Origin of the sequence: Streptomyces sp. P6-2-1, from assembly GCF_050613165.1 — a bacterium.
Lineage (GTDB): Bacteria > Actinomycetota > Actinomycetes > Streptomycetales > Streptomycetaceae > Streptomyces.
In genome coordinates this window covers 5,815,913-5,839,621 of the sequence record NZ_CP192513.1, presented here as the reverse complement: position 1 = coordinate 5,839,621, position 23,709 = coordinate 5,815,913, and the positions used below count along the sequence as shown (strand labels likewise).

Below are 23,709 nucleotides of genomic sequence, written 5' to 3'. Positions count from 1 at the left end.
GCCCCGAGCCTTCGGGGCCCCTACCGAACCGACGAACAGAAGGATCACCTGATGTCCCGCGCCTCCAGAGCCCTCCGGCTGACCGGCCTGCTCGCCTCCACCGTGCTGCTGACGGCGACGGCCGCCGCCTGCGGCTCCGCATCGGACTCCGGCTCGTCCGCCGACACGAAGGGCTCCGCCGACACGAAGGGCTCCGCCGACACGAAGGGCTCCGCCGACACGGAGGGCTCCGCCCCGGAGAGCGGCGCCTTCCCCGTGACGCTCTCGCACAAGTTCGGCAGTACGACGGTGAAGTCGGAGCCGAAGCGGATCGTCACTGTCGGGCTCACCGACCAGGACGCCGTCCTCGCCCTCGGCAAGGTGCCGGTCGGCACGACCGAGTGGCTGGGGGGCTACAAGGGCGCGATCGGGCCGTGGGCGAAGGACAAGCTCGGCGATGCCAAGGCGCCGACCGTCCTCAAGGACAGCGGTACGGGGCCGCAGGTGGAGCGCATCGCCGCGCTCAAGCCCGACCTCGTCCTCGCGGTCTACGGCGGGCTGACGAAGGCGCAGTACGAGAGCCTGTCGAAGTTCGCGCCGGTCGTCGCGCAGCCCAAGGAGTTCAACGACTACGGCGTGCCGTGGCAGCAGCAGACGGAGGAGATCGGGAAGGCGCTCGGCAAGCCGGCCGAGGCGAAGAAGCTCGTGGCGGGCGTCGAGGACACGTTCGCGGCGGCGAAGAAGGAGCACCCCGAGTTCGTGGGGGCGACGGGGGTCGTGGCGACCCCGTACGAGGGCACGTTCGTCTTCGGCAGCCAGGACCCCCGCTCGCGGCTCCTGGCCGATCTCGGCTTCACGCTGCCGAAGGGCCTGGACAAGGTCATCGGGGACGAGTTCGGCGCCAACATCAGCAAGGAGCGGCTCGACCTGCTCGACCAGGACGCCGCGCTGTGGATCGCGCCCGACACCACGTCCTCGGTGAAGAAGCTGCACGCCGACAAGATCTACGGGGACCTGAACGTCGCGAAGCAGGGGCGTGAGGTCTTCGTCAAGGAGACGAGCGACTACGGCAACGCGGTCTCGCTCTCGACGGTCCTGAGCATCCCGTACGTCCTGGACCGCCTGGTGCCGCAGCTCGCCGCCGCCGTGGACGGCAAGCCGTCGACGAAGGTGGAGAACCCCGCGTCCTGAGGCGCGGGCACGACGAAGGGGGCGGACACCGGGTGTCCGCCCCCTTCGTCGTGCCGTCCGGCCGCGCGCTCAGTCGCCGTCCACGAGGCTCTTGGGGCGCATGTCCGTCCAGTGCGTCTCGATGTAGTCGGCGCACTCCTGCCGCGGCGCCGGGCCGTGGACGACGCGCCAGCCGGCGGGGACCTCGACGAAGTCGGGCCACAGGCTGTGCTGGTTCTCGTCGTTGACGAGGACGGAGTACTGGCCGTCGGGGTTCTCGAAGGGGTTGCTCATGGTGCTTGCCTGCTCCTTGGTGGGTCGGGGTACGGAGGCTAGTCGCGGGTTTCCGCGTGGCGCACGAGTGTTTCCAGGGCGCGGAACCACGTCGCGCCGAGGTCCCGTACGGCGTCCTCGGTGAGGAGCCCGGCGGCGAAGGACCAGTGCGCGGCGAGGCGCGGTCCCTCGGGGCGGTCCTCGGTGAGGGCGTTCAGGGTGAGGGCGTGCGACATCGGCATGTCCGGGTCGGCGTCGAGGTCGGCGGCGTCCTCCTCGGGGGCGTAGGACCAGTCGGCGTCCTCGGGGTGCCCGAAGCGGCCCATGTAGTTGAACTCGATCTGCGGCTCGGCGAGTGCGGCGAGCACGGGGGCCGTTTCCGCGTTGAGGTGGCGCAGGAGCCCGTGGCCCGTACCGGCGGCGGGGAGGGCCGTGAGGTGCGCGCGGACGCGGGCGACGGCGGCGTCGATGCCGTCCTCCTCGGGGGTGCCCGGGTCGAGACGTACGGGGATGACCGTGGTGAACCAGCCGACGGTGCGCGAGAGATCCGCGTCCCCGGCGAGTTCCTCGTCCCTGCCGTGCCCCTCCAGGTCGACCAGGACGGGGCCGCCCGCACCGCCGGGTGCGCCGAGCACGCGGGCGCGCCAGTCGGCCACCGCGAGGGCGAAGGCCGTGAGCAGCACGTCATTGACGCTCGCGCCGAACGCGGCGGGGACGGAGCCGAGGAGGGGCCCCGTGAGGTGCGTGGGCAGGGTCAGCGAGACGTAGCGGGTCGTCGCGACCGTGTCGAGCGCCGGGTCGAGCGGGCGGGGCAGCGGCAGGCCGGCACCCTCGGCGAGCACGTCGGTCCACCACGGCAGTTCGTCGGCCGTCGCGGGCTCCAGGGCCCGCGCGCCGAGCAGCCGCGACCAGCGGGCGAAGGACAGCTCGACGGGCGCGAGCGCGGGGGCCAGCCCCTCCCGTACCGCTTCCCACGCGGCCGCCAGGTCCGGCAGGAGCGCGCGCCAGGAGACGCCGTCGACGGCGAGGTGGTGGACGAGCAGGAGCAGCCGCCCGGCGCGCTCCGGCCCCGCGTCGTACCAGACCGCGCGCACCATCGCCCCCGCCTCGGGGTCGAGACCGGCCCTGGCCTCGTCGGCGTGCGCGGCGATCGTGGTGCGCAGCGCCTCGGGGTCGTCCGCTTCGGCGCGTACGTCCACGCGGCGCAGCCACGCGCGCACGCCGCACTCGGCGGGGACGGTGAGCGCGGGTTCCGGGGAGCGGACGAGGCGGGCGCGGAGCATGTCGTGGCGCGCCGCGAGGGCGCCGAGCACGGTCAGGAGGCCGTCCTCGGTGAGCGCGGCGGGGGTGCGGACGAGCGCGGCCTGGTGGTAGGCGGCGAGGGGGCCGCCGCGTTCCAGGAGGGCGCGCATGATCGGCGTGAGCGGCACCGTGCCCGTGCCGTCGTCGTGCGTGGCGCCGCGCTCCCCCGGGGCGAGCGGGCGGGCCAGTGGCGCGAGCGCGGCGACGGTGCGGTGCTGGAGGAACTGGCGCGGGGTCAGGCGCAGTCCCGCGGCGCGGGCGCGGGCGACGACCTGCATCGCGATGATGCTGTCCCCGCCGAAGGAGAAGAAGTCGTCGTCGGTGCCGAGGGCGTCGGCGGGGACCCCGAGCGCGTCGGCGAAGAGGTCGCGCAGGGTCCGCTCGGTGGCGTTGCCCGGGGCGCGGCCGCTGCCCGCCGCGGTGAAGTCGGGCGCGGGCAGCGCGGCGCGGTCGAGCTTGCCGTTGGGGAGCAGCGGGAGGCGGTCGAGTACGACGACCGCGGCGGGGACCATGTACTCGGGGAGCGTCGCCGCGGCGTGGGCGCGCAGGGCCGCGGGCTCGGGCGCGGGGCCCTGCGGGGCGGCGTAGGCGACGAGCTGCTGGACCCCGGGGCGGGGTTCGCGCGTGACGACGACGGTGCGGGCGACGTTCTCGTGCGTGTCGATCGCCCTTTCGATCTCGGCGAGTTCGACGCGGTAGCCGCGGATCTTGACCTGGTCGTCGGCGCGCCCGGCGAAGCGCAGGAGTCCGTCCTCCGTCCAGCGGGCGAGGTCGCCCGTGCGGTACATGCGCTCCCCCGCCGGGCCGTACGGGTCGGCGACGAAGCGCTCGGCCGTGAGCGCGGGGCGGTCGAGGTAGCCGCGCGCGAGCCCGGGCCCCGCGAGGTACAGCTCGCCCGTGACGCCGGGCGGTACGGGGCGCAGCGCGGTGTCGAGCACGTAGGCGCGGGAGCCGTGCACGGGGCGGCCCACGACGGGCTCGTCCGGGCTGTCGGCGACGCGGCCCACGAGCGCGTCGACGGTGGTCTCGGTGGGCCCGTACAGGTTGACGGCCTCGGTCGCGGGGAGCGCGGCGAGCCTGCGCCACAGGGCGGGCGGCACGGCCTCGCCGCCGAAGCCGACGAGTGCGAGCGGGCAGTCGCCCCGCGGGCCGACGAGGCCGCTGTCGGCCATGCGCGCGAGGAGGGAGGGGGTGACCTCGATGAAGTCGATCGCGTGGGCGCGGACGAAGGCGGCGAGGAGTTCGGGGTCGCGGCGCGTCTCCTCGTCGGCGATGTGCAGGGTGTGGCCGTCCAGGAGCCACAACTGCGGCTGCCAGGAGGCGTCGAAGGCGAACGACCAGGCGTGCGCGACGCGCAGGTGCCTGCGGCCCGTGCGGCGGCGCGCGGTCTCGTGGAGGTCGTGCCGGTGGCTGTGGAAGAGGCTCGTGATGTTCCGCTGGGAGATGACGACGCCCTTGGGGCGCCCGGTGGAGCCGGAGGTGAAGATGACGTAGGCGGGGTGCCCGGGCGCGGGCGGGGTGGGGTCGGCCTGGGGCAGCTCGCCGAGCGGGGTGTCGACGAGGAGGACGGGCACCCCGGTCTCCGGGAGCGCCGTCCGCCTCGTGGCCAGGACGAGGACGGGGCGGGCGTCGGTGAGCTGGGCGGTGAGCCTGGCCGCGGGGAGTTCGGTGTCGAGCGGCAGGTAGGCGGCGCCCGCGCGCATGACGGCGAGGATCGCGACGAGGTGTCCGGTGGTGCGGGGCAGGGCGAGGGCGACGGTCCGCTCGGGCGCGGCGCCGTGCGCGGCCAGGACGCGGGCCAGTTCCTCGGTGCGCCGGTCGAGTTCGGCGAAGGTGAGGGTCGTGCGGCCGTCCGTGACGGCGACGGCGTCCGGGCTCTCGGCGACCTGGGCCGCGAGGAGTTCGGGGATCGTGTCCAGGCGCGCGGGCGTGGGGAGCGCGGTGTCGTTCCAGGTCGTGAGGACCTGGTGCCGTTCGGCGGGGGCGAGCAGGTCGAGCCGCCCGACGGGGAGTTCGGGCTCCTCCGCCATCCCGGTCAGCAGACCGGCGAGGGCGTCCGTGATACGCCGCACCGTCGCCGCCTCGAACAGGTCGGGCCGGAACTCGGCCGTCAGGCGCAGGCGTTCGCCCGGCTCGATCGCCCAGGCGAAGGGGTAGTGCGTGGAGTCCTCGTGTTCGCGCACGGTGACGCGCGGGGCCTCCCCCGTCCCTGGCGCGTCGGCGACGGGATACGACTCGAAGACGACGAGTGTGTCGAAGAGTTCGCCGAGTCCGGCGGCGCGCTGGATGTCGGCGAGGCCGAGGTGCTGGTGCGCCAGGAGGCCCGACTGCTCGTCCTGGAGCCGGGCGAGCAGGGCGGTGACGCTCTCGTCCTGGCGCAGGCGGACGCGTACGGGGACGGTGTTGATGAAGAGCCCGATCATCGCGTCGGCGCCGGGGAGTTCGGGCGAGCGGCCGGCGACGGTGGCGCCGAAGACGACGTCGGTGCGCCCGGTGAGCCGCCCGAGGAGGACGCCCCACGCGGCCTGCACGAGGGTGTTGAGGGTGACGCCGCGCGAGCGTGCGAACGCTTCCAGGGCGGCGGTACGGGTCCGGTCCAGCTCCAGGGTGTGGGTGTGCGGGACCGCGGCGGCCCGGTCGGGGTCGGCCTGTGCGAGGCGTGTGGGCTCGGCGAGCCCGGCGAGCGCCTCGGTCCACGCGGTGGCCGCCGCTGCCGTGTCCTGCGCGGCGAGGTGGCGCAGGTGGGCACGGTAGGGGGCGGGCGGGGGCGGGGTGCGGCCCTCGTAGCGGGCCCACAGTTCGGCGGTGAGCAGGGGCAGGGACCAGCCGTCGAGCAGGAGGTGCTGGTGGGACAGGACGAGGCGGTGGCGCTCCGGGCCCGTGCGGGCGAGGAGGAGGCGCAGGAGCGGGGGGCGTGCGGGGTCGAAGCGGCGGCGCTCCTCGGCGAGGAGCCTGGTCCAGGTCTCCTCGGCCGCGCGGGAGGCGGTCGTGCCCGTGTCCGTCCCGCCCGTGCCCGCGTCCGTCAGGTCCACCGTGCGCCACGGCAGCGTCGCCGTGCGCGGGACGACGGCGACGGGGCGGCCCGTGGCGAGGTGGCGGAAGCCGCTGCGGAGGTTGTCGTGGGCGTCGAGGAGGTCCTGGGCGGCGGCGCGCAGGCGCCCGGCGTCGAGGGGGCCTTCGAGGTCGTACGAGACCTGCACGGTGTAGACGTCGGGGCCCTCGTCGCCGGAGTCGAGCGCGGCGTGGAAGAGGAGCCCGGCCTGGAGCGGGGACACGGGCAGCAGCTGGGTCCCCGCGGGGAGCCCGGCGAGTTCGGCGCGTTCGGCCTCGGTGAGGGCGAGCAGGTCCGTGTCCTCGCCCGCTCCGGCGGCGGGGCCTGCCGCCGTGGCGACGGTGGCGAGTCCGGCGACGGACTTGTGGCGGAAGACGTCGCGCGGGGCGAGGGCGAGTCCCGCGGTGCGGGCGCGGGCGACGAGCTGCATCGCGACGATGCTGTCCCCGCCGAGCGCGAAGAAGTCGTCGTCGACGCCGACGCGCGGGAGGCCGAGTACGTCGGCGAAGAGCGCGGCGAGGGTCTCCTCGCGCGGGGTGCGCGGGGCCGCGTCCCCCGCCTCGGCCGCGAAGTCGGGCGCGGGCAGGGCTCGGCGGTCGAGCTTGCCGTTCGGTGTGAGCGGGAGCGCGTCCAGGAGGAGCACGGCGGCGGGGACCATGTGCTCGGGGAGCGTCGCGGCGGCGTGGGCGCGCAGGGCCGCGGGGTCGACGGCGGCGCCGGGGGCGGGGACCACGTACGCGACGAGGCGGTCCTCGCGCAGGACGACGGTGGCGTGCGCGACGCCCCCGTCCCTGCTCAGGGCGGCCTCGATCTCGCCGGGCTCGACGCGGAAGCCGCGCAGTTTGACCTGCTCGTCGGTGCGGCCCAGGTACTCCAGCTCGCCGTCCGCGTTCCAGCGCGCGAGGTCGCCCGTGCGGTACATCCGGGTCCCCGCGGGGCCGTACGGGTCGGCGACGAAGCGCTCGGCGGTCAGGGCGGCGCGGCCGAGGTAGCCGCGCGCGAGCTGGACGCCCGCGAGGTACAGCTCGCCTGCGACGCCCGGCGGGACCGGGCGCAGGCCCGCGTCGAGCACGTACGTACGGGTGTTGCGCACCGGGCGGCCGATCGGCACCGTGGCGGTGATCCCGGGGCCGACCTCGTGCGCGGTGACGTCGACGGACGCCTCGGTGGGTCCGTACAGGTTGTGCAGGCGGCGTCCCGGCAGGACCTCGTGGAAGCGGGCGGCGAGCGGTGCGGGCAGCGCCTCGCCGCTGCACATGACCTGGCGCAGGGACGCGCAGGCGGCCGCGGTCGGCTCGGCGAGGAAGGCGCGGAGCATCGAGGGCACGAAGTGGGCGGTCGTGACGCGCTCGCGCCCGATCAGCTCCGCGAGGTAGGCGGGGTCCTGGTGCCCGCCCGGGCGGGCGACGACGAGCGTCGCCCCGGTGACGAGGGGCCAGAAGAACTCCCACACGGAGACGTCGAAGCCCGCGGGGGTCTTCTGGAGCACGCGGTCCCCCGCGCCGATCGGGTAGTGGTCCTGCATCCAGCGCAGCCGGTTGGCGATGCCCGCGTGGGGCACGGTGACGCCCTTGGGGCGGCCCGTGGAGCCGGAGGTGTAGAGGACGTAGGCGGCGTGGCGGGGGTCGGGCGCGGTGGGCAGGGGCGCGTCGGCGGGGTGCGTGGGAGCGCCGTCGGGGCCGACGGTCAGGCGCGGGACCGCGGTGGCGGGGAGGGCGAGGCCCTCGGTCGTGACGAGGCACGCGGGGCGGGCGTCGTCGAGCAGGTGGGCGAGGCGCTCGGCGGGGTGGTCGGTGTCGAGCGGCAGGTAGGCGGCGCCCGCGCGGTGCACGGCGAGCAGGGTCACGACGAGGGCGAGGGAGCGCGGGAGCGCGACGGCGACGGTCGTCTCGGCGCCCGCGCCCCGCGCGGCGAGGGTACGGGCGAGGGCGTCGACGCGGGCGTCGAGTTCCGCGTAGGTGAGCGCGGTGTCCTCGAAGACGAGCGCGGTCGCCTCGGGGGTACGGGCCGCCTGGGCCAGGAACGCCTCGGGGAGCGTGACGTCCTGCCCGGGCGCCGCGGTGTCATTCCACGTGGTGAGGACGCGGGCGCGCTCGTCCTCGCGGAGGATGTCGAGCGCCGCGAGGGGCAGGCCGGGGGCCGCCGCGGCCTGCTCGAGGAGCGCGACGAGGCGTTCGCCGAGCAGTTCGGCGGTGCGCGCCTCGAAGAGGTCGGCGCTGTACTCGATCCAGCCCTGGATGCCGCCGCCCTCGCCCTGCTCGACGAAGTCGAAGCTGAGGTCGAACTTCGCGGTGTCCTGGCCGAGGCTCTCGCGCCGTGAGGCGAGCCCCGGCAGGAGCGGGGCCTCGGCGCCCTCGCCCGCGAGGTGCACGACCATCACCTGGAAGAGCGGGTGCCTGGCGAGCGAGCGGGTGGGGTTGAGGGCTTCCACGAGGCGCTCGAAGGGGAGGTCCTGGTGGGCGTAGGCGGCGAGGTCGGTCTCGCGGACGCGGGCGAGGAGTTCGGCGAAGCTGGGCCCGCCGGACAGGTCCGTGCGCAGGACGAGGGAGTTGACGAAGAAGCCGACGAGGTCTTCGAGCGCTTCGTCCGTACGCCCCGAGACGGGCGCCCCGAGCGGGATGTCGTCGCCCGCTCCGAGCCGGTGCAGGAGTGCGGCGACGGCGGCCTGCGCGACCATGAACATGCTGACGCCGTGCTCGCGGGCCAACGCGCGCAAGGAGCGCTCCAGTTCGGGCGACACGGTGAAGCCGACGGTGCCGCCGCGCCCGCTCGGCTCGGCGGGCCGTGGCCTGTCGGTGGGGAGGTTCAGCTCCTCGGGGAGCCCGGCGAGCGCGCGGGTCCAGTGGGCGAGGAGCGCGGGCCCTGTCTCGGCGAGGAGGTCCTGCTGCCACAGGGTGTAGTCGGCGTACCGCGCCGCGAGGGGCGCCCGGTCGGGGGCGCGGCCCTCGGTGCGGGCGGCGTAGGCGGCGGCGAGGTCGGCGCGCAGGGGGCGGTCCGACCACTCGTCGGTGGCGATGTGGTGGAGGACGAGGAGGAGGACGTGCTCCTCCGGCCCCGTCCGTGCGAGCGCGGCGCGCACGGGCAGGTCACGGGCCAGGTCGAAGGGCCTGGCGGTCTCGGCCGCGAGGTCCTCGTACCGCACCGTCGTGAGCGGGACCGCGGCCTCCTCGGGGGGCAGGACCCGCTGGTACGGGACGCCTTCGACGGCGGGGAAGACCGTGCGCAGCGGGGTGTGCCGGGCGACGACGTCGTGGAGGGCGGCCTCCAGGGCGGCGACGTCCAGGTCGCCCCTCAGGCGCCAGGCGGTGGGGATGTGGTACGCGGTGCCGCTCTCCTCGACCTGCTGGAGCAGCCACAGGCGCCGCTGGGCCGGGGAGAGCGGGAGGCGCGCGGGCAGGGGGCGCGGGGTGCCGAGCGCGGGGCGCGCGGGGGACGCCGCCTCGTCGAGCACGGCGGCGAGGCGCGCGGGGGTCGGCGCGTCGAAGACGGTCCGCAGGGACAGCTCGGCACCCAGGGCGGCACGGACGCGCGCGACGAGGCGCATCGCGGTCAGGGAGTGGCCGCCGAGCGTGAAGAAGTCCTCGTCGGGGCCCACGTGTTCATGGTCGAGCACGGCGGCGAAGAGGGTGCACAGCAGTTCCTCGCGCGGCGTGCGGGGCAGCCTGCCACCGCGCGGGGCGGAGGACGGCGGGGCGGGCAGGGCCGCCGTGTCGAGCTTGCCGTTGACGGTACGGGGCAGGGCTGCCAGGGCGACGAAGGCGCCGGGGACCATGTGGTCGGGGAGCGCGGCGGCGGCGTGGGCGCGCAGTGCGGCGGGGTCGGCCGTGGTGCCGGGCGCGGCGACCACGTAGGCGAGCAGCCGGTCGTCGCGGACGAGGACGGCGGCGGCGGAGACGGCGGGGTGCCGGGTCAGTACGGCTTCGATCTCGCCCAGTTCGACGCGGAACCCGCGGATCTTGACCTGGTCGTCGGCGCGCCCGAGGAAGACGAGCGTGCCGTCGGGGCGACGGCGCACGAGGTCGCCCGTGCGGTACATGCGGGTCCCAGGGACGGGCGCGTACGGGTCGGCGACGAAGCGCTCCGCCGTGAGCGCGGGGCGGCCGAGGTAGCCGCGTGCCAGGCCCTCTCCCGCGAGGTACAGCTCGCCGGGGACGCCGACGGGTACCGGGCGCAGGGCGGCGTCCAGGACGTGGGCGCGGGTGTTGTCGAGCGGGGCCGCCCGGTCCGGTGCGCCGTCGGGGGTGTGGTGCCAGCCGTAGGCGTCGACGGCGCACTCGGTGGGGCCGTACAGGTCGTGCACGGTGGTGTGCGGGAGTGCGGTGAGGCGCTGCCACAGCGCCGCCGGGGTCGCCTCGCCGCCCACCGCGAGGACGGCGGGGATGTGCGCGGCCTCGGTGAGGAAGCCGTGGTGCAGGAGTTCGCGCAGGTACGTGGGGGTGAGGTCGGCGAAGTCGACGCGCGCGGCGGTCATGCGGGCGAGCAGCGCCTGCGGGTCGCGCATCGTCGTCTCGTCCACGACGTGGAGTTCGTGCCCGGCGAGGAGCCAGAGCAGGGGCTCCCACGAGCCGTCGAAGCTGAACGAGGCGGCGTGCAGGGCGCGCAGGGACGTGCGGCCCGTGGTCCGCACGGCGGGCGCGATGAGGTCGCGCAGGTGGGCGGCGTAGAGGTTGGACAGGCCCCGGTGGGTGCCGATGACGCCCTTGGGGCGCCCGGTGGAGCCCGAGGTGTAGATGGTGTACGCGGCCTGGTCGGGGTGCGGCGCGGGCAGGGCGTCCCGCGGCGCTCCCGGCTCGCCGGGCGCGTCCAGGAACAGGCGGGGGAGGCCGGGGAGTTCGGGCAGGTCCGCCGCGTACTCCGTCGTCGTCACGAGGCACACGGGTGCCGCGTCGGCACACATGAATTCCAGGCGCTCGGCCGGGTGCGCGACGTCGAGCGGGAGGTAGGCGGCCCCCGCGGCGAGGACGCCGAGGAGCCCGGGGACCGTCTCGGCGCGGGGCAGGGCGAGCGCGACGACGGCGCCGGGGGTGGTGACGTGCGGGCGCAGGCGGGCGGCGAGCGCGGTCACGGCGTCCCGCAACTCCGCGAAGGTGGTGCGGCGCGGGGCGTCGTCGGGGCCTGTCACCAGGGCGGTGGCCCCGGGGGTGCGGCGGGCGGCGTCGGCGAGGATCTCGGGCACGGAGCGGGTCTCGACGGGGTACGCGGTGTCGTTCCAGCTGCCCGTCCCGGCACCCGTGCCCGCCCCCGTGGCCTTCGCGTGCTCCTCGGGGGTCAGGATGTCCAGGTCGCGCAGGGGCACGTCGGGCGTGCGGACGGCGCGCTCCAGGAGGAGGACGAGGCGCTCGGCGAGGAGCGCGGCCGTCTCCGGTGCGGCGAGGTCGGTCGCGTACTCCAGGAGCAGCGTGATGCCGCCGTCCGCGTCGGAGGCGTCGACGAAGGTGAAGTCGAGGTCGAACTTGGCGGTGCCCGTGTCCATGTCGTACCACTCGGCGGGCAGCCCGAGGAGGGTCGCCGCGTCGCCGTCGGGGCGGTGGTGGTAGCCCAGCATGACCTGGAAGAGCGGGTTGCGACCGGTGACGCGGGGCGGGTTGACGGCCTCCACGAGCCGGTCGAAGGGCAGGTCCTGGTGCTCGAAGGCGGCGAGGGACGACTCCCGTACGCGGGCGAGGAGTTCGGTGAAGGTGGGGGTGCCCGAGAGATCGGTGCGCAGGACGAGGGTGTTGACGAAGAAGCCCACGAGGTCGTCGAGCCCGCTGTCGGTGCGCCCGGCGATGGGAGCGCCGAGCGGGATGTCCTCGCCCGCGCCGAGCCGGTGCAGGAGCGCCGCTGTGGCGGCCTGGAGGAGCATGAACATGCTCGTGCCGCTCGCCGCCGACAGCTCGCGCAGCGCCTGCCCGGTCGCCGCGGGCACCTCGCGCCGCACGACCGCCCCGTGCCCGGTGGGCGCGGCGGGGCGCGGCCTGTCCAGGGGCAGGGCCAGCTCCTCGGGAATGCCGTCAAGTGCCCGCGTCCAGTAGGCGAGTTGCCGTGCACCGAGCTGTTCCATGAGCTGTGCCTGCCACAGCGTGTAGTCGGCGTACTGGACGGGGAGTGGCGCCCAGGCGGGCGCCGCGCCGCGCGCGCGGGCGGCGTAGGCGGTGTCGAGGTCGGCGAGGAACGGCCGGTCGGACCACTCGTCGGTCGTGATGTGGTGCAGGACGAGCGCGAGTACGTGGTCATCGGGGCCGAGCGTGAACACCTCTGCCCGGAGCGGGAGTTCGGTGGTGAGGTCGAAGGGGCGGCGCTGCGCGGCCTCGATGAGGGCGGGCAGTTCGGCCTCGGTGCGCGCGCTCACCGTGAGCGGCGGCTGGGCCTCGTCGGCGGGCACGAGGAGCTGGTACGGCTCCCCCTCGTGCACGCCGACGAGGGTGCGCAGGGACTCGTGGCGGGCCGTGACGTCGTGGAGCGCCAGGCGCAGGGCCTCCGTGTCGAGGGCGCCGCGCAGCCGCAGGACGAGCGGGAAGTTGTAGGCGGGGCTCGCGCCTTCGAGTTCCTGGACGAGCCACAGGCGGCGCTGCGCGGCCGACAGGGGGACGCGCGCGGGCCGGTCCGCGCGGGCGGTGAGCGCGGGGCGGGCGGGCTTGTCCGTGTGCGCGCGGACGGCGAGGAGCGCGGGCGTGGGGGCCTCGAAGAGGTCGCGGATGGCGAGTTCGGCACCGAGTTCGGCGCGGGCGCGGCTGATGAGGCGGGTGGCGAGCAGGGAGTGGCCGCCGAGGTCGAAGAAGTTGTCCTCAGCGCCCGCCTCCTCCAGGCCGAGCACGTCGGCGAAGAGGCGGCACAGCACCTCTTCGCGCGGGGTGCGGGGCCCGCGCCCGCCGCCGAGCGCGACGGCGGGCTCCGCTTCGGGCAGCGCGCGCACGTCGAGCTTGCCGTTGGCGTTCATGGGGAGCGCGTCGACGGTGACGAAGGCGGCGGGGACCATGTACGAGGGCAGGGTGCGGCCCAGGTCCTCGCGCAGGCGGCGCACGAGCGCGGCGGTCTCGCGCGCGGCCGTGGGGTCGTTGGTGTAGGGCGCGCCGGAGCCGCGCGGGCGGAACAGGCCACCGGCGAGCCGGGGTGCGGGGGCGCCGGGGGCGAGGAAGACGGCCTCGTACGCGCCGTCGAGCGAGGACCACGTGGTCAGCACGTGGCGTCCCGCGGCGGCGCCGAGACGGTGCAGGGACTCGGGCGCGACCCCGTCCGGGCGGGTGCGGCCGTCCGGGATGCCGGTGAGGCGCACGGGCCCGTCGGCCGGGCCGCCCACCCCTGCCGTCCCGTTCGCGCCCGTGGCACCGAGGAGACGGGCCGCTTCCTCCTGCGTCGTCCACGCGACGGCCGGGACCGCGTGGAGGTCCGTGTCGGGGGCGTCCTTGTGCAGCACGACGTCGTAGCGGTGCCTGGTCAGCTCGTTGTCGTGGTGACCGCGCTTGGTGCGCACGTCGGCCCCGTAGCCGAGGCTCGTGAAGTAGTCGGGGTCGACGAGGAGTTCCTTCTCCAGGCGCAGCCCGCGCGCCACCGCGCGCTCCAGGTCGGCGTCGGCGGTGCCGCGCGCCCGCTGGACCTCGGTGTGGAAGGTGCGGGCGAGGCGGAGGTTGCGCACGTCGCCGATGAAGAGGGCGCCCCCTGGGGCGAGGAGGCCCATCGCGCCCTCGATGACGCCGGTCAGGTAGTCGACACCGGGGAAGTACTGGATGACCGAGTTGATGACGATCGTGTCGAACCAGCCGGTGGGCAGGCCGCTCAGGTCGTCGGCGGGACGGCAGCGCAGCTCGACGCGCGAGGCCAGCTCGGGGTCGGTCTCCCGCAGTTCGGCCTCGATCTTGCGGATGACGGGCGCCGCGATGTCGGTCGCCCAGTACGCCTCGGCGTCCTTGGCGAGCCCCGACAGGAGCAGTCCCGAGCCCACGCCGATCTCCAGGACGCGGCGCGGCTTGAGCGCGCGGACGCGGTCGAGCGTGGCGGCGCGCCATTCGCTCATCTCGGCGAAGGGGATGGGCTCGCCGTCGTAGGAGCTGTCCCAGCCGTCGTAGCGCTCGGTGGAGACGGCGGTGCCGATCTTCTCGTACTCGTCGGTGTAGATCTCCCGCCACTCGCCGACCTGCGCCTCCTGCGCCGCGGTGCGCTCGGCGGGCTCGGCGCCCGAGGGGACGACGTAGCCGACGAGGCGGTCGTCGCGGACGACGACGGCGGCCTGCGCGACGAGCGGGTGGCGGCTGAGCGCCGTCTCGATCTCGCCGGGCTCGACGCGGTAGCCGCGGATCTTGACCTGGTCGTCGGTGCGGCCCAGGTAGTCGAGGTTGCCGTCCGGGCGGCGGCGCAGCAGGTCGCCCGTGCGGTACATGCGGGAGCCCGGCGCCCCGAAGGGGTCGGCGACGAAGCGTTCGGCGGTCAGGCCCGGGCGGTCCAGGTAGCCGCGCGCGAGGCCGATCCCGGCGATGTACAGCTCCCCTGGCACGCCGTCGGGCACGGGGCGCAGCCAGGAGTCGAGGAGGTGGGCGCGGGTGCCCCTGATGGGGCGCCCGACGGTGGGCGTGGCGCTGTCGGGGGTGCCGCCGCCGAGGGTGTTGATCGTGTACTCGGTGGGCCCGTACAGGTTGTACCCGTAGGTGCCCCGGGTGTCGCGCAGCGCCGCCCACACGGTCTCGGGCACGGCCTCGCCGCCGAGCAGCACGAGGGGCGGTACGTGGCCTTCGAGCAGGCCCTGCTCGATGAGGAGCCGCGCGTAGGTGGGCGTCACGTTGACGACGTCGACGCGGTGTTCCTCGCAGTAGGCGACGAGCGCTTCGGCGTCGCGGCGCAGGTCCTCGTCGCACACGTGGACCTCGTGGCCCTCGACGAGCCAGAGCAGCTCCTCCCAGGACATGTCGAAGGCGAAGGAGACGGTGTGCGCGATGCGCAGGCCCCGGCCGCCCGCGGCGGCGACGGCGGGCCCGAAGATCTCCCTCCGGTGGTTGATCCACATGTTCGTCAGCCCCCGGTACGGGGTGACGACGCCCTTGGGGCGCCCGGTGGACCCGGAGGTGTAGATGACGTACGCGGGGTGTTCGAGGCTGAAGCGGCGGTGCACGGGTGTGTCGGGCAGCGCGGCGAGTTCGGCTTCCACGGCCGGATCGTCGAGCAGGACGCGGGGGACGTCCCCCGCGAGCGTCGCGGAGACCTCCGTACGGCTGAGCAGGAGCAGCGGGCGGGCGTCGGCGAGCATGTCGGCGAGCCGGTCGGCAGGGTGGTCCAGCTCCAGGGGGAGGTACGCGGCGCCCGTGCGCAGGACGGCGAAGAGCGCGACGACCATGTCGAGCGAGCGGGGCAGCGCGAGCGCGACGACGCGCTCGGGACCGGCGTCGCGCGCGATCAGGAGGCGCGCGACGCGGTTGACGGCCGCGTCGAGCGCGGCGTACGTGAGCGTGCGCTCCCCGAAGACGAGCGCGGTGGCGTCCGGGGTGCGTGCCGCCTGCTCGGCGAGGAGGTCCGCGATGGTCCGCCCGGGCTGCTCGACCTCGCTCGCCGCCCGCTCGGCGCGCAGCGCGGCGTGCTCGGCGGGCAGGAGCGCGTCGAGGGAGCCGACGGGGACGCTGAGGTCGGCGCTCAGGCGGTCGACGAGGAGGGTGAAGCGGTCGAGGAGCGCGCGGGCCCGCTCGGCGGGGATCAGGTCGGGGCGGTGGCTCAGCGAGACGGTGATGCGCTCGCCGGGGGTGACGACGAGGTTGGCCGGGTAGTGGGTGGCGTCGACGTTGGCGACGGCGGTCGCGCCGTACCGGGTGCGGAGGGCTTCGAGGCGGTCCTCGGTGTCGTTGTCGCGCAGGACGAAGAGGGTGTCGAAGAGCTTGCGGTGCCCGGTCTCGGCCTGGAGCACGCCGAGGCTGAGGTGTTCGTACGGCATGAGGCCGAGGCGTTCGTCCTGGACGCGGCGCAGGAGGCCGAGCACGGGCTCGGCGGGGTCGAGTGCGACGCGCGTGGGGACGGTGTTGAGGAAGAGGCCGATGATGCCGCCGACGTCGGGGACCTCGCTGGGGCGCCCCGCGACGGTCGTGCCGAAGACGACGTCGGTGCGGCCCGTCGCGGTGGCGAGAGTCAGGCCCCAGGCGGCGTTGAGGAAGGTGTTGAGGGTCAGTCCGTGGACGCGGCCGCTCTCGCGCAGGCGGGCGCCGAGCGCGGCGGGGAGCCGGATGTCGAGCTGTTCGGGGATGACGGGTTCGAGGCTGTCGGAAGCGCCGGGGGCGAGCAGGGTCGGCTCGTCGAGCCCGGCGAGGGCGGCGCGCCAGGCGGCGGTGGCCGCGGTGTCGTCCTGGCGGGCGAGCCAGGTCAGGTAGTCCTGGTAGCTGCCGGGCGCGGGCAGCGCCGCCGCGTCGCCCCCGTTCTCGTAGAGCGCGAACAGCTCGTCGAGGAAGAGCCAGGCGGACCAGCCGTCCCACAGGATGAGGTGGCGCCCGATGACGAGCCGGTCGCCGCGTCCCTCGCCGAGGCGCAGCAGGAGCAGCCGGAAGAGCGGGGGCGCGGACAGGTCGAAGCGGCGCGCGCGCTCGGCGTCGGTCAGCTCCCTGACCTGTGCGTCCTGTGCGTCGGCGGGCAGCCCGGAGAGGTCCACCTCTTCGAGCGGGATCTCCGGGGTGTCGACGATGAACTGCGCGGGGGCGTCTAGCCCTTCGCTCGTGAAGCCCGCCCGCAGGCCGGGGTTGCGGTCCAGGAGGATGCGCACGGCGGCGCCGAGCCGGCCGGCGTCGATGCGCTGGGCGAAGTCGAAGGTCTCGTGGACGGTGTAGACGTCGAGAGCGCCCTCGTCGTACGCGGAGTGGAAGAACAGGCCCTCCTGGAGGGGGGCCAGGGGCCACACGTCGGTGACGGCCGCGGGCGCGGCGAGCGCGCGGACGCGGGCGAGCGCGGCATCGGGGAGGTCGAGCGCGGCGGGCGGCGCGGCGGTCTCGGGGGTGGTGCGCGCGGCGGCGCAGTGCGCGGCGACGGCCGCGGGGGTGCGGTGCGTGAAGATGTCGCGCGGGCTGACGTCGAGTCCCGCGGCGCGGGCGCGGCTCGCGACCCCGATGGAGCTGATGCTGTCCCCGCCGAGCCGGAAGAAGTCGTCGTCGGGGCCGAGGTCGTCGACGCCGAGGACGGAGGCGAAGACGGCGACGAGCGTCTCCTCCCGCTCGTTCGCGGGTGCCCGGCGCACGGCGCGCGCGGCCTCGGGCGCGGGCAGCGCGTTCTGGTCGAGCTTGCCGCTGGGCGTGAGGGGCAGGTCGGCGAGGACGACGTAGTCCTCGGGTACGAGAGCGGCGGGCAGCGCGCGGGCGAGCGCGGCGCGCAGCGCGGCGGGGTCGACGTCCGTGGTGCCCGTGGCGGGGACCGCGTACGCGACGAGGCGCTGTTCCCGTACGAGCACGGCGCCGCGCGCGACCTCGGGGAGCCGCGTGAGCGCCGCCTCGATCTCGCCGGGCTCGATGCGGTTACCGCGCAGCTTGACCTGCCTGTCGGTGCGGCCGAGGTAGTCGAGCGTGCCGTCGGGGCGGCGGCGCACGAGGTCCCCTGTGCGGTACATACGGGTGCCGGGGGCGCCGTACGGGTCGGCGACGAAGCGTTCGGCCGTGAGCGCGGGCCGCCCGTGGTAGCCCCGCGCGAGCTGGACCCCGGCGAGGTACAGCTCTCCCGGCACCCCGTCGGGGACCGGGCGCAGGCAGGGGTCGAGGACGCGCAGCCCGGTGTTCCAGACGGGGCGGCCGATGGGCACGGTCGTGTCGGGCGCCCCGTCGAAGGCGTGGTGCGTGACGTCGACGGTGGTCTCGGTGGGCCCGTAGAGGTTGTGCGGGCGCACACCGGTGAGCGCCGTCCAGCGCGCGGCGGCCTGCCCGGACAGGGCCTCGCCGCTGCTGAACACGAGCCGGAGCGAGGCCGCCCAGGACGGGTCGGCCGTCACCTCATCGGAGGCGAGGAACGCCTCCAGCATGGAGGGGACGAAGTGCATCGCGGTGATGCGCTCGGCGCGCACGGTGCGGGCGAGGTAGGCGGGGTCGCGGTGGCCGTCGGGCGCGGCGAGGACGACGGCGGCGCCTTCGCGCAGGGCCCAGAAGAACTCCCACACGCTCACGTCGAAGCTCGCCGGTGTCTTCTGGAGCACCCGGTCGGCCGCGGTGAGCCCGAAGGCGCCCTGCATCCAGGCGAGCCGGTTGGCGAGGGCGCGGTGCGTGACGACGACGCCCTTGGGACGGCCGGTGGAGCCCGAGGTGTGGATGAGGTAGGCGGGGTGGTCGGGGCCGGGCGCCTCGTACGGGACCGCCGGGGCGTGGTCGGCGCGCGGGGCGCCCTGGCCGTACGGGGGCTCCGCGTCGTCCGGCGCGTCGGCCGCGTGTCCCTCGCCATCCACGAGCACCGTGCCCAGTCCGTGGTGCGCGGGCAGGCGTCCGGCGTCCGCGACGGTCGTGACGACGGTGCGGGCGCCCGCGTCGGCGAGGACGTGCGCGAGGCGCTCGGCGGGGTGGTCGAGGTCGATCGGCACGTACGCGGCACCGGACTTGAGGACGCCGAGCAGCGCGACCATGAGTCCCGCTGAGCGTGGCACGGCGACGGCGACGAACTCCTCGGGCCGGGCGCCGCGGGCGCGCAGCCTGCGGGCCAGCGCCTCGGCGCGGGCGTCGAGTTCGGCGTACGTGAGGCGCGTGTCCCCGGCCACGACGGCGGTCGCGTCCGGGGTACGGGCGGTCTGCGCGGCGACGGCTGCGGGGAGCGTGCGGGGCTCGACCTCGCGGGACGCGCCCGTGCCGTGCGCGACGACGCGCGCGTGCTCCTCGGGGCCGAGCAGGTCGAGCGCGGCGGCGGGGCGCGCGGTGTCGCCGGCGAGCGCGTCGAGCACGCGTGTGAGGCGCTCGGCGATCAGGCGCACCGCCGCCGCGTCGACGCGTTCGGCGTGGTGCTTGAGGCGCAGGTCGAGGCGGCGGCCCGGCTTCACGATGAGCGCGAGCGGGTAGTGCACGGCGTCGTGGAAGGTGTGCCCGGTGAGGCGGACCGTTCCCGTGGGGTCGCTGAGGTCGTCGTCGGCCGGGTAGTTCTCGAACACCACGAGGGTGTCGAAGAGTTCGCCCTCACCCGCGTGCCCGGCGAGGCGCTGGATCTCGGCGAGCCCGATGTGCTGGTGGTCCAGGAGGGCGCTCTGCTCGCGCTGGAGACGTTCCAGGAGGGTGCCGAGCGGCTCGGCGGGGTCCCAGGCGAGGCGCGCGGGCAGGGTGTTGATGAAGAGCCCGACCATCGCCTCGACGCCGTCCACGGCGGCGTCGCGCCCGGAGACGGTCGTGCCGAAGACGATGTCCTGCCGACCGGTGAGCCCGGACAGGAGCAGTCCCCACGCGGCCTGGACGACGGTGCCGAGCGTGACGCCGTGCGCGCGGGCGCGGGCGGCGAGGCGCGCGGTGGTGGCCTCGGGCAGTTCGATCCGGACCTGGGCGGGTTCGATGGGCCCGGCGGGCGGCGCCGCGACGAGGCGCGTGGCCTCCTCGACCCCGGCGAGCGCCGTGCGCCACGCCGCGCGCGCGGCCGTGCGGTCGGCGCGCGCGAGGTGGGCCAGGTGGGCGCGGTACGGGGCGACTTCGGGCAGCGGTGCCGCGTCTTCCCCGTACAGCGCGAGGAGTTCGCGGTGCAGGACGGGGAGCGACCAGCCGTCGGCGACGATGTGGTGGAAGGTGAGGACGAGGTGGCTGTGCGTGTCGTCGAGCCGGACGAAGGCGCAGCGCAGGAGGGGCGGGTGGGCGAGGTCGAAGCGGTGGGCGCGTTCGGCGGCGGCGACGGACGCGGCGCGTGCCGGGTCCTGTCCGGTGAGGTCGGTCTCGCTCCACGGGATGTCGATGCCGGTCGCGACGACCTGTGCGGGGCGCCCGTCGGGGAGCGGCCGGAAGCAGGCGCGCAGCGGCGCGTGCCGGTCGAGCAGGCGTTGCGCGGCGCGGCGCAGCAGGCGCGCGTCGACGGGGCCCGCGAGGTCGATGACCTGCTGGACGACGTAGGCGTCGTGCTCGGCGCCGTCGAGCACGGAGTGGAAGTAGAAGCCCTCCTGGAGCGGGCCGAGCGGCAGGACCTCGGCGATCTCCAAGGTGCCACGGATCGCGGCGAGTTCGGCGGCGGTGGGCGGGTCCCAGGGCAGCTCCTGGCTGTCCTGCGCGGTGTCGGTGGCGGTGCGCGCCGCGGTGGCGAGCTGGGCGACCGTACGGTGCCTGAAGACGTCGCGCGGGGTCAGCGCGAGCCCGGCGGCGCGGGCGCGGACGAGGAGCTGGATCGCGATGATGCTGTCCCCGCCGAGCGCGAAGAAGTCGTCGTCGGCGGTGACGGACGCGACGCCGAGCGTCTCGGCGTACAGGCGGCACAGGAGGCGTTCGCGCGCGGTGCGCGGGGGGCGGCCCGTGCTGAGGAGTCCGTAGTCGGGAACGGGCAGCGCGGCCGCGTCGAGCTTGCCGCTCGGTGTGACGGGGAGCCGGTCGAGCGGGACGAAGGCGGCGGGCACCATGTAGTCGGGCAGGGCGTCGGCGGCGTGGGCGCGCAGCGCGGTCATGAGCGCGGTGACGTTGCGGAAGGGCGCGGGGCGGTTGGCGTGCGGGTGGGGGCGGCCGGGGACGTAGAGCGGGGCTGCCGTGAACTCGCCGTCCGGCAGGGCGTCTTCCGCGAGGGCCCCTCCCGTGAGGGATTCTCCCGTGAGGGATTCTCCCGTGAGGGCTTCTCCCGCGCTCCCCCGCGTGAACACCGCGTCCACGCTGCCGTCCTCCGCGTCGGCGGCCCACGTGAGCGCGGCACGGTGGCCGTGGCGGGCGGCGGTCTCGTGCAGGGTCTCGGGGTCGACGCCGGGCCCGCCCGTGCGGCTGCTGTCGTCCAGGCGGCCGAGCGCGGCGAGGTCGGGGGCGAGGCGCGCGTTGGGGATGCCGGTGACGCGCAGGGGCGCGGTACGGGCGGCGAGCGCGGCGCCCAGCGCCTCGGGGGTGCCGAACGCGGACCAGGGCAGCGTCTCGGGGCCCGGGGCGGCCGCGGCGGTCCCCGGGCGCAGCACGACGTCGTACCGGTAGCGCGTCAGCTCGTTGTGGTGGGTGCCGCGCTTGAGGCGGATGTCGGCGGTGAAGCCGTCGAGCGTGGCGAAGTAGTCGGGGTCGAGGAGGAGTTCGCCCTCCCAGGCCACGGCGCGGTCGACGGCGGCGCGCAGCGCCTCCTTGTCGTCCGCGGGCGTGCGGCCCGCGGCGACGGCGGCGGCGAGGGTGCGGTGCAGGCGCAGGTTGCGCACGTCGCCGACGAAGAGCGCGCCGCCGGGGGCCAGGAGCGCGGCGGCCGAACGGAGCACGCCTGTCAGGTAGTCGGCGTCGGGGAAGTACTGGGCGACGGAGTTGATGACGATCGTGTCGAAGTGCGCTTCGGGCAGCCCGGACAGGTCGTGCGCGGGGCGGGCGCGCAGCGTGACCCGGTCCGCGAGGCCGGGCACGGCGTCCACCTGGGCGCGCAGGGCCCGTACGGCCTCCTCGGAGAGGTCCGTGCCCCAGTACTCGGCGCAGTCGGGGGCGATGCGGGACAGGAGCAGCCCGCTGCCGACGCCGATCTCCAGCACCCGCAGGGGGCGCAGCTCCTGGATGCGGGCGACGGTCGCCTCGCGCCACTCGCGCAGGTCGGCGAGCGGCAGCGGCTTGCCGTCGTACATGCTGTTCCAGCCCGCGAAGTTCTCCTCGAATCCGTCCGATCCCGCGGCGGAGTAGAGGAGTTCGTGGACGTCCTTCCACTCGGCGACGGCCTCGTGCGCCTGCGCGGTGAGCGAGGGGACGACGTACGCGGCGAGGCGGCGCTCGCCCGGGCGGTCCTCGCGGACGACGACGGCGGCCTGCCCGACGGCGGGGTGGGCGCGCAGCACGGACTCGATCTCGCTGGGCTCGATGCGGAAGCCCCTGATCTTCGTCTGGCTGTCGGCGCGGCCGTGGAATTCCAGGCGCCCGTCCGCCTTCCAGCGCACGAGGTCGCCCGTGCGATACAGCCGTTCGCCGGGCGCGCCGAAGGGGTCGGCGACGAAGCGTTCGGCGGTGAGCGCGGGGCGGCCGAGGTAGCCGCGCGCGAGTCCCGCGCCGCCGAGGTACAACTCGCCCACGACTCCGGCGGGTACGGGGCGCAGCGCGGCATCCAGGACGTAGGCGCGCGTGCCGGGGTCGGGGACGCCGATGGGCACGAGGGTCCCCGCGGGCGTGTCCGGGTCGCACAGACCGAGGGTCGAGTTGGTCGTCGCCTCGGTGGGCCCGTACGCGTTGAACATCATCCGGCCGCGCGCGTAGCGCCCGACGAGTTCGGGCGAGACGCGTTCGGTGCCTGCCAACAGCGTGGCCGTGGGCGGCAGTTCGACGTCCTCGGGCAGCGCGGCGAGGAGCGCGGGCGGCAGGATCATGAAGGTGATGCCGTGCGCGTGCGCGTAGTCGGCGAGCGGTGCGCCGGGCACGCGGCGGTCGGCGGGCACGACGACGAGGCGACCGCCGGAGAGCAGGCCGAGGCACAGGTCCCAGAAGGCCACGTCGAAGCTGGGCGAGGCGAACTGGAGCACGCGGCTGTGCGGGCCGATCCCGAAGCGCTCGCGCTGCGTCGCGACGAGCTTCGCGACGCCGCCGTGCGACAGGACGACGCCCTTGGGGCGTCCCGTCGAGCCGGAGGTGTAGATGACGTAGGCGGCGTGGGCGACGGTGAGGCGCGCGGCCTGCGCGGGGTCGTGCGCGGGGTGCCCGGCGAGTTCGGCGACGGTCTCGGGGGCGTCGAGCACGAGGGTGCCCGGGGTGCCGGGGGGCAGGTCCTGGAGCGTCTCGGCGGTCGTGACGAGGCACACGGGCCGGGCGTCGTCGAGCATGTACGCGATGCGGTCCGCCGGGTAATCCGTGTCGACCGGGAGGTAGGCGGCGCCCGCCTTCAGGACGGCGACCTCGGCGACGATCATGTCAGCCGAGCGCGGCACCGCGAGCGCGACGACGCGTTCGGGGCCCGCGCCCCTGGCCACGAGGGCGTGGGCGAGGCGGGCGGCGCGGGCGTCGAGTTCCGCGTAGGTGAGCCGCTCGTCCTCGTGGACGAGGGCGATCTCGTCGGGACGCGCGGCGACCTGCTCGGCGAACATGCGTGGCCAGGTGAGCGCGGGCACGTCGTGGTCCGTGTCGTTCCACTCGACGAGTACGCGGTGGCGCTCGGCGTCGTCGAGGAGCGCGAGCGCGGCGAGCGGGGTGCCGGGCCTGGCGGCCGCGTCGGCGAGGAGGGTGGCGTAGTGGCCGAGTACGCGGTCGACGGTGGCGGGCGTGAAGAGCGCCTCGGCGTACGTGGCGCGTATCTCCTCGTCCGTCACGGTGAGGGCGAGGTCGAGCGGGCCGCCCTCGTCCCAGGCGCGGGGCCCGAACCCTGTGGCGCACAGGAGGGTGCCGCCCCGGCCCTCGTCGGGGCCGAGCAGGGCGAGGAGTTCGCCGGTGGGCAGGCGGTGGGCCTCCGCACGCTCCCGCTCCTCGGCGACGCGGGCGCGCAACTCGGCGAAGGTCGGGGCGCCGTGGAGGCTGAGGCGCAGCGGGAGCCCCGCGTACGCGACGGTGATGTCCTCGGCGCCGCCGCCGTAGCGGTGGAGCAGGGCGACGAAGGCGGCGAGGCGGGTGAGGTCGTCCGTGCCGCGCGCCTCCGCCCCCGCCGCCAGGGCGCGGGTGGCACGGGGGCCGCTCTCGCGCGGGTGCGGGAAGTCCTGGGGCAGCGGAGTGCCAGGGACCTCGGCGGCGAAGCGCGTGGTCCAGTGGCCCTCGGCCGTCGTGGAAGCGGTGGCAGGGGATTCCGGCTTACGCGTGTTGCCCGACACAGCTGTGCGCGCCTCCTGATCGGTACGGAGCGGCCCCGGCGGAACCGCGACGCGGCCCAAGCGGAACCGCGACCCCCCGCATAGTAAGGTAAGGGTTGCCTAACTCAACAGGGCATCAGGC

Annotated in this window: 3 protein-coding genes; 1 reads left to right on the top strand and 2 read right to left on the bottom strand. The window is 75.6% G+C overall.

What is annotated here, in order from left to right:
- Positions 1-51: 51 nt before the first annotated feature.
- On the top strand, positions 52-1,170 hold the full coding sequence (locus tag ACQYWQ_RS24740; RefSeq protein ID WP_431037571.1) for an iron-siderophore ABC transporter substrate-binding protein: 1,119 nt from the start codon (positions 52-54) through the stop codon (positions 1,168-1,170).
- Positions 1,171-1,239: 69 nt separating this feature from the next.
- Here the strand turns inward: ACQYWQ_RS24740 and ACQYWQ_RS24735 are convergent, their stop codons facing one another.
- Positions 1,240-1,443 carry an MbtH family protein gene (locus tag ACQYWQ_RS24735; protein WP_164282069.1) on the bottom strand — a complete coding sequence of 68 codons (204 nt, stop codon included), beginning with the start codon at positions 1,441-1,443 and terminating at the stop codon, positions 1,240-1,242.
- 38 nt (positions 1,444-1,481) lie between these two features.
- Complete coding sequence (locus tag ACQYWQ_RS24730) at positions 1,482-23,588, bottom strand: non-ribosomal peptide synthase/polyketide synthase (RefSeq protein ID WP_431037569.1); 22,107 nt, start codon at positions 23,586-23,588, stop codon at positions 1,482-1,484.
- Between the last annotated feature and the right edge of the window lie 121 nt (positions 23,589-23,709).